The sequence below is a fragment of the Dysgonomonas termitidis genome, from assembly GCF_042654545.1.
In the GTDB taxonomy this organism is placed as follows: Bacteria; Bacteroidota; Bacteroidia; order Bacteroidales; family Dysgonomonadaceae; genus Dysgonomonas; species Dysgonomonas termitidis.
Map to the genome: position 1 here is coordinate 42,903 of NZ_JBHSGN010000061.1, position 13,172 is coordinate 56,074.

Genomic DNA, 13,172 nt, shown 5'->3' on the forward strand with positions numbered 1-13,172 from the left:
ACCACTGAGAAGACACAATGAGTTTTACTGAGGCTTTTGTTAAAAAGTAACAAAGGTTACACTATTTACAGTGAACAGTTATCAGTCATCAGTTAACAGTTAACAACTGGTAAAATATAAAAACTTTGCGCCTTTGCGTCTCTGCGTGAAACAAAATAAGACGCCAGCCAACTTGTAACTCATAACTGCCCGCAGGGCGAAGAAATAACATTCGCCGAAGCGAAGGCGAGGCAAACTTGTAACTATTTCAAAAAGGTAACAAAAGTAACAGTATTTTCAATTTTAAATACATGTTACCTTTGCTCTGTCCCATACGCTTATGGCCATTATATAGATAAACGAAAAATGTATTTACAACTCTTTCCCGTTCTTTTTCTGTACACTATGATATATCTTGTTTGTCATAGCATAAATCTTCGTAAAACCTTTCGCATCATCCGATGTCCATGCCTTATTCACTTCGCCGTACTCCCCGAAATCAGCCTTCATCAGGTCGAAATCACTTTCCACTCCAATCAGCACGTAATGATATGGCTGAAGTTTAATGCTCACACGCCCTGTTACATTTTGCTGCGAACTCGATAGGAAAGCCTCTATATCACGCATAACTGGTTCCAGATATTGCGCTTCGTGAAGAAACATTCCGTACCAGTTACCTACCTGCTCTTTCCAATACTGTTGCCATTTGGTTAGTGTATGCTTTTCCAGCATTTTGTGCGCATTGATAATTACCAGCGGAGCCGCGGCTTCAAAGCCCACACGCCCCTTTATGCCGATAATAGTATCACCTATATGCATATCGCGGCCGATAGCATAAGCCGATGTAATCTCTTCTATCTTCTGGATAGCCTTTACCTTATCAGCATATTTTTCACCGTTTACTGCTGCTATTTCACCTTCTTCGAAATCAATCGTAAGAACTTCCTGTCCTTGTTTCTTCAATTGGGACGGATAGGCATCTTCCGGTAAAGTCTGCTCAGACTTCAGCGTTTCCCTGCCACCTATGCTTGTGCCCCAAAGACCTTTATTAATGGAATACACCATCTTTGTAAAATCGGCTTCATACCCATGTTCTTTCAGATAATTGATTTCATACTCACGGGTAAGAATCATATCGCGGGTAGGTGTAATAATCTCAATGCCGGGAGCAAGCACATCAAATGTCAGGTCGAAGCGAACCTGATCGTTTCCTGCTCCTGTGCTGCCGTGAGCAACAGCGTCAGCGCCTATTTCCTTTGCATAGTTAATAATGGCTATCGCCTGAAATATACGTTCCGAGCTGACCGAAATCGGATATGTGCCATTACGCAATACATTTCCGAAAATCATATATTTGATGCTCTTTTCGTAATATTCCTGTGTTATGTCGAGGCTTACATGCTTTACAGCACCTAATTTATACGCTTTTTCCTCTATAACTTTCAATTCTTCGGGGGTAAAACCTCCTGTGTTGGCTATGGCTGTATATACATCATATCCCATATCAGCGGACAGATATTTTGCACAGAACGATGTATCTAATCCTCCACTGAATGCTAAAACGACTTTCTTTTTCATATATGTTATGTTATTTCAATTGCTTTTTGAGGTCTTTGATTATCTCTTTTATCTCCTTCTTGTCTTTCTGCTTTTCGGGATCGAAGAGCATCGCAGTACAGATACAGTATTTCCTGTCGGTACGGGTAAGGATATCATAATTGACACATCCCTGACAACCACGCCAGAAAGACTCATCATCAGTCAGTTGCGCAAAAGTCACGGGCACATACCCCAGTTCTGTATTTATTTTCATTACCGCAGCACCCGATGTCAGGCCAAATACTTTCGCTGTCGGAAACATAGCTCTAGCCAGGGAAAAGGCATGCTGTTTGATTTTTTTTGCCAGTCCGTGCTGTCTGAATTTTTCAACTACAATTAACCCGGAATTGGCAACAAACTGTTTATTTCCCCATGATTCTATATAGCAGAATCCGGCAAATTCATCTCCCATCAGGGCAATAATAGCTTTACCTTCCTTTATTTTAAGTTCCACATATTCCGGTGTACGTTTTGCAATTCCCGTGCCCCGCACCTTAGCCGCAGCCTCAATTGTATCCAATATCGTTTGCACGTATCCGACATGGCTTTCGTTGGCTATCTGTATAGTAAGTTGTTGTTGCTCCATTGGCTTTTCTACCACAAGTTCTTCTATGTTGTTCATTGTTGTCTTATCATTCAATGTTCGGTATAAACTCAGAAAGTGAAGCTATTACCTCCTCCCTGCTTATATTCTCTCTCGGTATCAGAAGGATAGTATCATCACCGGCTACTGTACCTAATATATAACGTGTCGCTCTGCGGTCTATTTCTCCTGCTATGGCCATAGCATAACCCGGACGGGTCTTTATTACTGCCAGTTGCCCTGAGAATTCCATACTTACAAAACCAAAAGAAGACAGAGGTGTTTCTTCTTCCACATTCTGTATCGACCCGGAAAACTGATACACATAACTGCCTCTTGCCGTGGGCACTTTCACTATTTTCAATTCCTTTATATCACGGGACAAGGTAGCCTGAGTAAGCTCAAATCCTTTATCTATCAACAGCTTAAGAAGCATATCCTGACTACTCACCTCATTGGTCTGCAATACCTCCCTTATTATTTTATGTCTGTATTTTTTTGTCATTTCGTATAAATATGCAAATAATAGCGCAAATTTACACATATTTATGCATATTGTAAAATATTTAATGTATAAAAAATATTATAATGTAAATAACACATCTGCAAAATGTTAAACATCCCTTTTTTTAATTTATTTTTCTATATTTGTGCATTCGCACTTCAGGGCATATCGTGCCTTGAAATAAACCTATATATTATTGAAATCGAATGGATGAACCAGAGAAAAAGCAGCCGATAATATCTGTCTTGCGGTCAGATGCTCCGGAAAAGAAAGCGACCAAAGTCACAATTGATGACTCTTTTGCACGTATTGTAGTATATGAAAAGGAGGATCTGACGAACGATGAGATTTTCCTGCTTCTGAATATCAGGAAATGTATAAAAATTGATATTGACAAACACTATGAGCGTACAAACGAGGGAGTTGAAACACATTCTTATACAATATACAACATCCTGATTTAAAGCAAGTCACATTCACAGAACATATCTCACTTCTTTAAACGCAAAGCGCCTCTCGTTGCCGTTTTCCGTTTGCAAAACAAGCGTTCCATCGGAGACTACATCCTTTATCCTGGCTATAAAATCATTTGTGTTGTCATTAAATAAATGATAACCTGTTTTTCTGAACAGAGAATCTCTATAATTCTCTGCAATAATCTGTATCTCTCCCCTCCTCAACTGCTCGTAATAAGAAAAAAGGAGTTCTCTGACTTCTTCAAGCATAATACTCTGCTCATAATATTCTCCTGTTATTTGCTTTAAAGAAACAGGATTAGGCAGACTGCTACCGAAACTTTCCTGATTAAGATTAATACCTATCCCGCAGACAGACTCTTTTATCTCATCCCCTTCTAAGGTATTCTCTATCAAAATTCCACATATTTTCTTATCTTGCCAGTAGATATCATTAGGCCATTTTATTGTAATACCGTCAGTATATTTCCGGAGAAAATCTGCTACCGCTAACGATACCATCTGCGAGATAACAAACTGCCCGTTCGCCTTCACTGTATCCGGATACAGGACAATACTGAACAATAAGTTTTTCCCTTTCTCCGATAGCCAGCCATTACCACGCTGCCCCCTGCCTCCGGTCTGAAAATCGGCCGAGATAATGGTTCCTTCCTTTACTTTCTGCTTCAACAACAGGCTTTTCAGGTAATTATTTGTAGAGTCAATTTCGTCGACAAGGTGAATAATCAGAGGCATAGTTATGTTCGATTATTTAGGTATTAGACAAATTATTATATTCGGCTTGCTTTACTTTTGGCAATTTCCTTATCACCTCATCAACAGAATGTTGGATAAGTTCCTTTATCAATACATCAGATACATCACTCTCAATAACAATAGTATTCCAATATTTTTTATTCGAATGATAGCCCGGTCGGACGCCATTATAACACTCTCTCAGTTCAATAGCTTTCTCCGGATCACATTTCACATTCAGCCAGAATTCGCCGTCTCTTGATTCCAGACCCATATAGGCAAACATTTTGTCCATTACTTTATAAACCAGTGTATCATCTCCGAAAGGAAAGCTTTCGGTTGCTCCTTTTATAGATATACATGCCTCACGAACTTCTTCTATATTCATTTTCTTTAATTTACAGGTGCTAAGAATGCATCGTCTATATGTTCTATCTCAAACTTCTCTCCATTCCAGACTGCAGCAACCACATCAAAACGGGCAGGCTGATCTATATCATATTCCCGAAGGTAAAAATCGGCAGCTTCAACAATCCGTTTTATCTTTCCCTTCGATACTGCTTCCTCCGGGTTTCCCCATTGGCTTGAGCTACGGGTCTTTACTTCTACAAAAACAATATATTCCTCATTCCGGACAATTATATCTATTTCATATTTTTCATATAGCCAATTACGCTCTATTATTTCATAACTCTTCTGCCTGAGATAATGCTCCGCTGCATCCTCTCCCTTTTTCCCCAGATCATTATGCTCAGCCATAAAGCAAAATCAGCCGATTGTTATTTTCCTGGTTTCTTTGCTGTAAACAGGAACCAAATTTACGGTATCCTCTGTTAAACAGTATTCTACCGAATCTTGCAGGTTATGGGCTTCCAGCCGCTTAATATGCTCTGTACGGTCAATATAACTGCGAACATCCGGCAAAGCCTCTTTCCACATTGACAAAGCTACCTGCGTTGCATCCGAGGCGGGAGCATACCCTCCTCTGTCTATCAGTTTCCGGGCCAGGGCACCACCAAAAAGAGAATCCTCAATATTAAAACGGTTATTCCATCCGGCACAAAGCACTATTACATCCTTTTGTTTATCTACACAGAAGTCAGCTAAAGCGCTAATATTGGAAAAAGCACCAACAGTCAGTATATCCGAATCTTTCGCCATATCGATAGCCTGTGTTCCGTTTGTGGTAGTAAAAACAATATCCTTACCGCTCACTCTATCAGCTGTATAATCAAATGGAGAGTTCCCAAAATCTGCGAAATCACAACGCTTCACATTACGCTCTGCACCGACAAGATAACCTTTAGCCTTATAATCCTGCGCTTCTTCTATAGATGCGACAGGTATAACAGATTCCGCGCCGTTTCTCAATGCGGCACACATAGTGGTCGTTGCCCTGAAAATATCTACAACAACCGTAATATGATTGTTATCATTTGTATAAAACGGATACAAGGCCGGAGAAAAACAAACTTCTACTTTCATTCTTTTAACGCAGCTTTAATCCGTGTAAGTTTTATCAATAATCCTTCTAACTGGTCGAGTGGCAACATATTTGCCCCATCCGACAAAGCATTCGCAGGATCGAAGTGCGTTTCTATGAACAATCCGTCAACACCGGTAGCAATCCCCGCCTTACACATCGTTTCTATCAACTGTGGCTGCCCTCCTGTAACACCCGAAGCCTGATTAGGCTTTTGAAGGCTATGGGTAGCATCCAGAACTACGGGAAAACCGAATCCTTTCATTTCGGGTATCCCGCGAAAATCAACGACCAGATCTGAGTATCCGAAAGACGTTCCCCTGTCCGTTATAATTACATTATTATTTCCCGAATCCACAACTTTTTGTGCGGCAAATTTCATCCCACCCGGAGCAAGAAACTGACCTTTTTTGATATTCACTATTTTCCCGGTCTTAGCTGCAGCAATAAGCAGGTCGGTCTGGCGGCAGAGAAATGCAGGTATTTGTAATACATCCACATATTCGGCAGCCATCGCAGCTTCATGCGTCTCATGAATATCCGTAACTGTAGGCACACCAAAAGTTTCGTTCACCTTACGCAATATTTTCAAAGCCTTTTCGTCACCGATACCCGTAAAAGAATCGACCCGAGAGCGATTTGCTTTTTTATACGACCCCTTGAAAACATAAGGTATATCAAGTTTTGATGTAATTCCTATTATTTTTTCGGCAATGCGTAATGCCATTTCTTCCCCCTCAATAACACAAGGTCCCGCAAGCAGGAAGAAATTATCATTTTTCAGATTTGTAATGTCCATTTTATTCATTTGATTAGAATCTATTAAAAACTTTATCAAAGGTACGAATATTAAACCTTTTTCAGAAGCGCCTCTCCCATTTTTACATCAACCAACTGACTACAAGCATATTACAATTAAAAACAGACAAATATTCCCTGTTTTAAACAAAAAGGAACAGCAAACCGGCTCCGGCCTTCAGAGTAAAGTAAACAAACCCTTTTTATAATTTGGCCATTAAAAATAAATTCTCTTAATTTACAAAAAAATCTAGCCTCATGAACACTCAATCGGATACGATTATTTACAATTACATGGACACCTTTTTCTGTTGCTGTGTAGAAAAAGACAAACTCTGCGAAGAAATGATCACAGACCATATGCTGGTATATATATGCTCCGGCGAAATGATTTTGCAGACAAAAGAAAAACGCACCATCTTCAAAAAGGGAGATGCCGTATTCATGAAACGCAATCATCTCGCAAAAAAGACAAAACGGCCGACTAAGAACGGAGAGCCGTTCAAAGGACTTTTCTTACAGCTTAGGACACCTCTCTTAAAGACCTTGATGACTGAAGCTAAATTTCCAATATCCACCAACTTTTATACGGGAAATAAAGATAAAAGTTATACAATGCTTACCAGACATCCATTCTTAACCGGCCTGTTTATGTCGTTGGAACAGTATTTTGATTCGCAAAAATATCCATCCAACGAACTGATGACAACTAAATTGAAAGAAGCTGCCCTCGTCCTTTTAGAAGTAGATCCTTCGCTCGCCAGTGTCTTATTCGATTTTGCTGAACCATGGAAAACGGATCTCGCCGAGTTCATGAACAAAAATTACAAATATGACCTGTCGCTTCAGGAATTTGCCCATTATACAGGCCGGAGCCTCACTTCTTTCAAGCGCGATTTTGCATCCATCTTTAATGAACCTCCGGGCAGATGGCTTGTAAAAAAGAGATTACATGACGCGTATAATCAGATTGTAAATAAAAACCAAAAGCCGTCTGAAGTATATCAGGAAGTAGGATTTAAAAACCTCTCACACTTTTCTACCGCATTCAAAAAAGAATTCGGATATCCACCCTCTAATAAAATGGACTTTCAAGAAAAGTAAATTTGAGCCTATAAGCAAAGCAAGCCATTCTCTTTCTACCTATATTTGTCCCTGATTACCGTGACACTATCTTAAGGATATAAAAAAAACAACACGTTTTTTGCTTAATTCAAAGATAATATATAGTATTGTATTGGTTTTGAATATTATGGGTACAGAGTAAAACAAATACCGGAATTACATTTTTTATCAGCAGCAACCTGAAAAACAGAAAGAAGGAGAAGTGTATATTTCTTCTGATTTAACAAAAGTATATTCAATAAATAATAAACACCGCACTTAATTCACTTTGATTATGGAAACAACAACAGTAAAACTTTATTCTCTCAACTACAAAGAGGCTAAAACATATATGTTTGCCCTACTGTTCATCGCCGGTAATATAGCTCTTCCTCAAATCTGCCATTTGGTTCCCGGTGGAGGCTTGACGTGGTTGCCTATCTATTTCTTTACCTTGATTGCCGCCTACAAATATGGCTTTCGCGTAGGGTTGCTGACAGCTATCCTTTCTCCGCTTGCCAATAATGTATTATTCGGCATGCCTCCGGTAGATGTGCTCCCAATCATCCTTATTAAATCGTCGTTACTGGCTGCTGCTGCCGCATATGCTGCTCACCGCTCCGATAAAGTTTCTTTATTGGCCATCGTTGGCGCTGTATTGGCTTATCAGGTAGCAGGTACATTTGCTGAATGGGCGATTGTAAAAGATTTCTTCGTAGCTGTGCAGGATTTCCGCATTGGCATACCGGGTATGTTAATTCAGATATTTGGCGGATATGCCGTACTGAAAGCTATTGCTAAACTCTGATAATATATATAATCTCAAGATTTCAAAATTTCAAGTTTGAAGATTAGAATATAATTATACTGAGAATAATATATTCTGGAAACTTGAAATTTCGAAATCCTGAAATCCAAATCATATGTATGATAAAACATTCGAAGAAGTATTGGAGCGGTTCCGCGCAATATCTTTTTCCGAAGAGTTCGATATGATTGTGGCTATTGCCAACGGGGGGATAATACCTGCGGCAATACTTAATCAACGGCTCGGGATTGAAATACAACTATTAAAAATCAATCTGAGGGACAGCAATCAGAAACCAATCTACGACAGCCCGCAATTGATGGCACCGATAGACTTCGACTTTAAGGACAAAACGATCCTGCTGGTAGAAGACCGTGTAAAAACAGGTGCATCCCTCACTAAAGCATGTGAACTTCTGAAAGGAGCCAAACAAATAAAAACATTTGCAGTCAACGGAAAAGCAGACTATTCATTGTACGATGAAACCTGCTTCAAGTTCCCCTGGCTATTATAAAAATTTATGCAAAAAACATTGTGTGTTATTGCATCGTTGTTGCTGTCTTTGCCGAATATCTATGCAGACGAAACTCCCGATGCCCCAATCCGTGATTCTGTTCAGTTAGGAGAAGTTATAGTCACAGGCAGCCGTCCGGCAGTAAGTGTTAACAACCTGCCTATGAGTATTACAATTGTAGGAAGTAAACAGATAGAGAACCGTTTCGAACCGTCATTATTACCTATTATTACAGAAGAAGTGCCGGGATTGTTCATCACATCGCGGGGAGTTATGGGTTATGGCGTTTCCAATGGAGCAGCGGGAGGAATGACCATACGTGGTATCGGCGGAAGTCCGACAGGGCAGGTACTGATGCTCATAGACGGGCATCCGCAATATATGGGATTAATGGGTCATCCGCTGGCCGATTCATATCAGTCGCTGATGGCCGAACGTGTTGAAGTTGTGCGTGGTCCGGCCTCTGTCCTTTATGGTTCTAATGCAATGGGGGGCGTTATAAATATAATTACTAAGAAACAAAAGCGAGACGGAGTACAAACAGGTGTCCGAACCATGTACGGCTCATACAATACATTAAGCACGGAGGTTAATAATGCTGTACGTTCCGGAAAGTTCAACAGCTATGTCTCGTTGAGTTACAATCATACCGACGGGCACAGGCTAAACTCGGATTTCGACCAGTATAGCGGCTATACTAAAATCGGATATGATTTCACGCCCAACTGGAAAAGCTTTGCAGATCTGGATTTGACAAAATTCGACGCAGCCAATCCGGGAACCGAATCCGCTCCTATGATAGATAACGATTCGAAAATTACCCGCGGGGTAACGTCTTTTTCTCTGGAAAACAGTTATGATAAAACATCCGGAGCATTGAAGTTCTTTTACAACTTCGGGGCACATAACATAAATGACGGATACAAGGCGGATGCACAGCCTAAAGATTTCAGATTCCGCTCGAACGACAGAATGTTAGGCGTAACATTCTTCCAGACATACAGTTTTTTCGATGGTAATCAGACAACTGCCGGTATAGATTACCAGCATTTCGGAGGCCATGCATGGAACAGGTACCTCGACGAACGGGAAGACGCTCAGATTATAGATAAAAGTTTTAATGAAGTCGCAGGTTACCTGAACTTCCAGCAAATCCTTATCAATAAACTGGTGCTGAATGCAGGAATAAGATTCGACCACCATGCTTATACCGGAAATGAATGGATTCCCCAGTTCGGACTCAGCTACATAGCATCCGACAACACGGTATTGAAAGGGATTGTAAGCAAAGGATTCCGTAATCCTACCATTCGTGAGATGTTTATGTTCCCGACACAGAATCCCGGTTTGAAACCGGAAAAACTGATGAATTATGAATTATCGGCATCGCACAAAATGCTAAACAAGGCATTAAGCCTCGACTTGAGCCTGTATTACATCAAAGGTGACAACAGCATAATAACCGTACCGAAAGAAGCAGGAACGGGTATGATATATATGAATACAGGGGAAATAGAAAATTACGGACTCGAATTTGCTACTCGCTATCAGTTTAATCCGTATTTGAGCCTGTCGGCTAATTATAGCTGGTTGCATATGGAAAATAAAGTAGTTGCATCACCGGAACATAAATTATATGCCGGGATAAATTATTCGAAAGATAAATGGGATTTATCGACAGGAGTACAGTTTATACGTAACCTCTATACCCAGCTAGCCGATGCAAAAAACGCCATGCCTGAGATAAAGGATACATTTACCCTTTGGAATATAAGAATTGCTTATAAACCGATAACAACTGTCGAAATATTCACAAAAGGTGAAAACCTGTTAGCACAGGAATACGAAATAAATGCAGGTTATCCGATGCCACGGGCAACAGTATTCGGTGGCGTCAATTTTAAATTCTAAGAATTAAAGGTAAAAATAAATAAAGTGAAAAATTGGTTATGGATAGACGTAATTTTTTAAGAGCGATAGCGCTCACGGGGGCCGCAGCCACTATTAAGGCTAGCGGAAACATAGATATACTATCAGAGAAGCTCATTAGTTCCGAATCGGCTGCTGCCGTGGATATGGTTGCCGTCATGGGCGGTGAGCCTGAGGTTATGTTCAGGCGCGCTATAACAGAGATGGGTGGCATGGGCAAATTCATCAAAAAAGGATGGAAAGTAGTCGTGAAGCCGAATATCGGATGGGATAAGACTCCCGAACAATCAGGAAATACCAATCCGAAACTGGTAAGCGAAGTTGTCCGTCAGTGCCTGTCGGCCGGCGCAAAAGAAGTGGTTGTATTCGACCATACCTGCGACGACTGGATCAAGTGCTATAAAAACAGTGGAATTGAAGCCGCAGCTAAAGCCGCCGGAGCAAAAGTAGTCCCTGCACACGAAGAATCATACTATCGTGAGGTTGCCCTCCCACAGGGAAAGAAACTGAAAAGCGCAAAGATACATCAGGCTATCGTCGATTGTGATGCCTGGATAAACCTTCCTGTACTGAAACATCATGGAGGAGCCAACCTGACAATTTCCATGAAAAACTATATGGGTATCGTCTGGGACAGGCGTATTTTCCACAGCACCGATTTGCAGCAGTGTATAGCCGATGTATGTACATATTCGAAAAAACCTGTTCTCAATATTGTAGACGCATACAGGATAGTGAAAACAAACGGCCCGCAAGGACGTTCGACTGCCGATGTGGCAAATCCGAAGGGGCTTTTTATTTCTCAGGATATCGTAGCAGTAGATACGGCAGCCGCCAAATTCTTCGGCCAGGTGCGGGCAATGCCTCTCGACCATGTAGGCCACATAGCGGGAGGACAATCCCATAAGCTTGGAACGATGGACATAGACAAACTGAACATCAAGAGGATAAAAATATAATTCATAAAGATCGACAATGCTAAAAAAACTACGAGTGGGTGTATCTATCATCTTATTCACCCTGATAACGTTCTATTTCCTTGATTTTGCAGCCCTGATGCCTGACCAGTTTCATGCACTGGCGCACATACAGTTTATTCCGGCAATACTGGGAAGTAGCTTTATTATATTGACTGTACTTATTATATTGACTCTATTATTCGGGCGGGTATATTGTTCTTCCATCTGCCCGATGGGTGTCTATCAGGATATAGTGGCATGGCTATCGAAAAAAACAGCCAGGAAGAAAAAAAGATATAAGTACAGTAAGGCCAAGAATATACTCAGATGGTCGGTAATAGTAGTCGTCCTCATTGCATTCTTTGCGGGCTATCCTGTCTTATTAGGCTTGGTAGACCCTTACAGCGCCTACGGACGTATTATCAGTAATGTCTTCAAGCCAGTTTACATGGCCGGGAATAATGTGCTGGAGTCTGTCTTTACCAGTTTTGGCAATTATACATTCTACAAAATGGAAGTCGCAATACTAAGCATATTCTCTTTCATTATTGCTATTCTCACTTTCCTTGGCATAGGTTTCTTTGCTTGGAAATACGGACGCACGTTTTGTAATACGATATGTCCTGTCGGAACTGTACTGGGCTTTATCAGTAAATTCTCATTATTCAAGGTACAAATAGACGACAGCCTGTGCAACAGTTGCGGCTCGTGTGCCATGAAGTGCAAGGCCTCGTGTATAGACAGTAAAAATCACACTGTAGACCATAGCCGCTGTGTAGATTGTTTCAATTGCCTCGACAGCTGTTCCCGGAATGCTCTAAAATACACACCTTACATGAAGAGAGCAGCAGATACCAAGATCGAAAAAACAGCCGATTCGGGAAAAAGGCAGTTTCTGGCTACAGCGATAACAACCGCTGTATCTGTACCCGCTGTACTGGCGCAAGAAAAAATAGTAGAGATTATTACAGACGGCAAAGTCCCTACACGGCAGAATCCTATATGCCCGCCGGGGGCAAAAAGCGCAGAACATCTGCTGCATCGCTGTACATCGTGTCATCTTTGTATAAGTCGTTGTCCGTCAAGAGTAATCAAGCCGGCCTTTATGGAGTATGGCATCGGGGGGATTATGCAACCTGTGATGACTTACGAAAAAGGTTTCTGCAACTATAACTGTACAGTATGCGCAGATGTATGTCCCAATCAGGCATTGCTTCCATTGACAATGGAAGAGAAACATATGACACAGATCGGACGCGTGCATTTTGTCGAAGATATTTGTGTGGTGCATGTAGAAGAAACCAATTGCGGGGCTTGTGCCGAGCATTGTCCGACACAGGCTGTAACGATGGTTCCGTATGAGGGCCATGAAGGACTTACCATACCGCACATCACACCGGACATTTGTGTAGGATGTGGCGGTTGTGAATTTATCTGTCCGGTACGACCTAACCGGGCGATTTTTGTAGAAGGTAATATCATTCATCAAAAGAGGAAAGAATTCGAAGTTGAGAAGAAGGAAGAAGTTAAGGTTGACGATTTCGGGTTCTGATTATCCCGCTTATAGCTATTTCTAAAAATACATAAGGCAGACCCCTTATTTATCAAGAATATTGCAAACTAAAATAAAGCCGGCCATCCGGCCAGGAGTGGTCGGAAGAAATATCTTCCGACTATTTTTTTATATAATCATTTGATAT

The 13,172-nt window shown here is 41.0% G+C and carries 15 protein-coding genes; 7 read left to right on the forward strand and 8 right to left on the reverse strand.

The genetic code is table 11. From position 1 onward, the window contains the following. Window positions 1-351: 351 nt before the first annotated feature. Genes ACFO6W_RS08160 through argR form a run of 3 tightly spaced genes read right to left on the reverse strand, consistent with a single transcriptional unit; the run spans window position 352 to window position 2,666 of the window. Window positions 352-1,557, reverse strand: a complete 1,206-nt coding sequence (locus ACFO6W_RS08160; protein ID WP_379995163.1) for an argininosuccinate synthase — start codon at window positions 1,555-1,557, stop codon at window positions 352-354. Between the two features lie 10 nt (window positions 1,558-1,567). Then, window positions 1,568-2,164: a GNAT family N-acetyltransferase gene (locus ACFO6W_RS08165; protein WP_296945126.1), complete on the reverse strand. Its 597-nt coding sequence runs from the start codon at window positions 2,162-2,164 to the stop codon at window positions 1,568-1,570. A gap of 46 nt (window positions 2,165-2,210) precedes the next feature. Then, entirely contained in the window at window positions 2,211-2,666 is a 456-nt protein-coding gene (argR, locus tag ACFO6W_RS08170; RefSeq protein WP_379995165.1) for an arginine repressor, read from the reverse strand. Between the two features lie 206 nt (window positions 2,667-2,872). Here argR and ACFO6W_RS08175 point away from each other — a divergent pair, with 206 nt between their 5' ends. Further along, window positions 2,873-3,130, forward strand: coding sequence for a hypothetical protein (locus ACFO6W_RS08175; protein ID WP_379995167.1), 258 nt, complete (start codon window positions 2,873-2,875; stop codon window positions 3,128-3,130). 12 nt (window positions 3,131-3,142) lie between these two features. On the opposite strand, the gene ACFO6W_RS08180 is transcribed toward ACFO6W_RS08175, so the two are convergent. Genes ACFO6W_RS08180 through kdsA form a run of 5 tightly spaced genes read right to left on the reverse strand, consistent with a single transcriptional unit; the run spans window position 3,143 to window position 6,168 of the window. Then, window positions 3,143-3,877: a biotin--[acetyl-CoA-carboxylase] ligase gene (locus tag ACFO6W_RS08180; RefSeq protein WP_379995169.1), complete on the reverse strand. Its 735-nt coding sequence runs from the start codon at window positions 3,875-3,877 to the stop codon at window positions 3,143-3,145. A 16-nt stretch (window positions 3,878-3,893) separates the two neighbouring features. Then, window positions 3,894-4,265 carry an MmcQ/YjbR family DNA-binding protein gene (locus ACFO6W_RS08185; protein ID WP_379995171.1) on the reverse strand — a complete coding sequence of 124 codons (372 nt, stop codon included), beginning with the start codon at window positions 4,263-4,265 and terminating at the stop codon, window positions 3,894-3,896. 5 nt (window positions 4,266-4,270) lie between these two features. Continuing rightward, the gene (locus tag ACFO6W_RS08190; protein WP_379995173.1) at window positions 4,271-4,636 is read right to left on the reverse strand and encodes a YraN family protein; all 366 of its coding nucleotides are present in this window, start codon (window positions 4,634-4,636) and stop codon (window positions 4,271-4,273) included. Between the two features lie 9 nt (window positions 4,637-4,645). Then, a complete protein-coding gene (locus tag ACFO6W_RS08195) occupies window positions 4,646-5,362 on the reverse strand; it encodes a 2-phosphosulfolactate phosphatase (RefSeq protein ID WP_379995175.1) in 717 nt (238 codons plus the stop codon). Further along, complete coding sequence (gene kdsA, locus ACFO6W_RS08200; protein WP_379995177.1) at window positions 5,359-6,168, reverse strand: 3-deoxy-8-phosphooctulonate synthase; 810 nt, start codon at window positions 6,166-6,168, stop codon at window positions 5,359-5,361. Before kdsA ends, ACFO6W_RS08195 begins: the two co-directional genes overlap by 4 nt. A 248-nt stretch (window positions 6,169-6,416) precedes the next feature. Here kdsA and ACFO6W_RS08205 point away from each other — a divergent pair, with 248 nt between their 5' ends. The 6 genes from ACFO6W_RS08205 to ACFO6W_RS08230 all read left to right on the forward strand — a co-directional run bounded on the left by ACFO6W_RS08205 (window position 6,417) and on the right by ACFO6W_RS08230 (window position 13,024). Next, entirely contained in the window at window positions 6,417-7,262 is an 846-nt protein-coding gene (locus ACFO6W_RS08205) for a helix-turn-helix domain-containing protein (RefSeq protein ID WP_379995179.1), read from the forward strand. 295 nt (window positions 7,263-7,557) lie between these two features. Beyond that, complete coding sequence (locus ACFO6W_RS08210; protein ID WP_379995181.1) at window positions 7,558-8,070, forward strand: ECF transporter S component; 513 nt, start codon at window positions 7,558-7,560, stop codon at window positions 8,068-8,070. A gap of 115 nt (window positions 8,071-8,185) precedes the next feature. Further along, window positions 8,186-8,584, forward strand: a complete 399-nt coding sequence (locus ACFO6W_RS08215; RefSeq protein WP_379995183.1) for a phosphoribosyltransferase — start codon at window positions 8,186-8,188, stop codon at window positions 8,582-8,584. Between the two features lie 6 nt (window positions 8,585-8,590). Further along, window positions 8,591-10,495, forward strand: a complete 1,905-nt coding sequence (locus tag ACFO6W_RS08220) for a TonB-dependent receptor plug domain-containing protein (RefSeq protein WP_379995185.1) — start codon at window positions 8,591-8,593, stop codon at window positions 10,493-10,495. Between the two features lie 38 nt (window positions 10,496-10,533). Next, window positions 10,534-11,472 carry a DUF362 domain-containing protein gene (locus ACFO6W_RS08225; protein WP_379995187.1) on the forward strand — a complete coding sequence of 313 codons (939 nt, stop codon included), beginning with the start codon at window positions 10,534-10,536 and terminating at the stop codon, window positions 11,470-11,472. Window positions 11,473-11,488: 16 nt separating this feature from the next. Further along, entirely contained in the window at window positions 11,489-13,024 is a 1,536-nt protein-coding gene (locus ACFO6W_RS08230) for a 4Fe-4S dicluster domain-containing protein (protein ID WP_379995189.1), read from the forward strand. Window positions 13,025-13,172: the final 148 nt, after the last annotated feature.

Excerpts from the sequence above, each read along its gene's own strand:
- ACFO6W_RS08215 (WP_379995183.1), top strand. The coding sequence starts at position 8,186 with ATGTATGATAAAACATTCGAAGAAGTATTGGAGCGGTTCCGCGCAATA.
- ACFO6W_RS08160 (WP_379995163.1), bottom strand. The coding sequence starts at position 1,557 with ATGAAAAAGAAAGTCGTTTTAGCATTCAGTGGAGGATTAGATACATCG.
- ACFO6W_RS08180 (WP_379995169.1), bottom strand. The coding sequence starts at position 3,877 with ATGCCTCTGATTATTCACCTTGTCGACGAAATTGACTCTACAAATAAT.
- ACFO6W_RS08205 (WP_379995179.1), top strand. The coding sequence starts at position 6,417 with ATGAACACTCAATCGGATACGATTATTTACAATTACATGGACACCTTT.
- ACFO6W_RS08230 (WP_379995189.1), top strand. The coding sequence starts at position 11,489 with ATGCTAAAAAAACTACGAGTGGGTGTATCTATCATCTTATTCACCCTG.
- ACFO6W_RS08195 (WP_379995175.1), bottom strand. The coding sequence starts at position 5,362 with ATGAAAGTAGAAGTTTGTTTTTCTCCGGCCTTGTATCCGTTTTATACA.
- ACFO6W_RS08225 (WP_379995187.1), top strand. The coding sequence starts at position 10,534 with ATGGATAGACGTAATTTTTTAAGAGCGATAGCGCTCACGGGGGCCGCA.
- argR (WP_379995165.1), bottom strand. The coding sequence starts at position 2,666 with ATGACAAAAAAATACAGACATAAAATAATAAGGGAGGTATTGCAGACC.
- ACFO6W_RS08175 (WP_379995167.1), top strand. The coding sequence starts at position 2,873 with ATGGATGAACCAGAGAAAAAGCAGCCGATAATATCTGTCTTGCGGTCA.
- ACFO6W_RS08220 (WP_379995185.1), top strand. The coding sequence starts at position 8,591 with ATGCAAAAAACATTGTGTGTTATTGCATCGTTGTTGCTGTCTTTGCCG.
- ACFO6W_RS08210 (WP_379995181.1), top strand. The coding sequence starts at position 7,558 with ATGGAAACAACAACAGTAAAACTTTATTCTCTCAACTACAAAGAGGCT.
- kdsA (WP_379995177.1), bottom strand. The coding sequence starts at position 6,168 with ATGAATAAAATGGACATTACAAATCTGAAAAATGATAATTTCTTCCTG.
- ACFO6W_RS08165 (WP_296945126.1), bottom strand. The coding sequence starts at position 2,164 with ATGGAGCAACAACAACTTACTATACAGATAGCCAACGAAAGCCATGTC.
- ACFO6W_RS08185 (WP_379995171.1), bottom strand. The coding sequence starts at position 4,265 with ATGAATATAGAAGAAGTTCGTGAGGCATGTATATCTATAAAAGGAGCA.
- ACFO6W_RS08190 (WP_379995173.1), bottom strand. The coding sequence starts at position 4,636 with ATGGCTGAGCATAATGATCTGGGGAAAAAGGGAGAGGATGCAGCGGAG.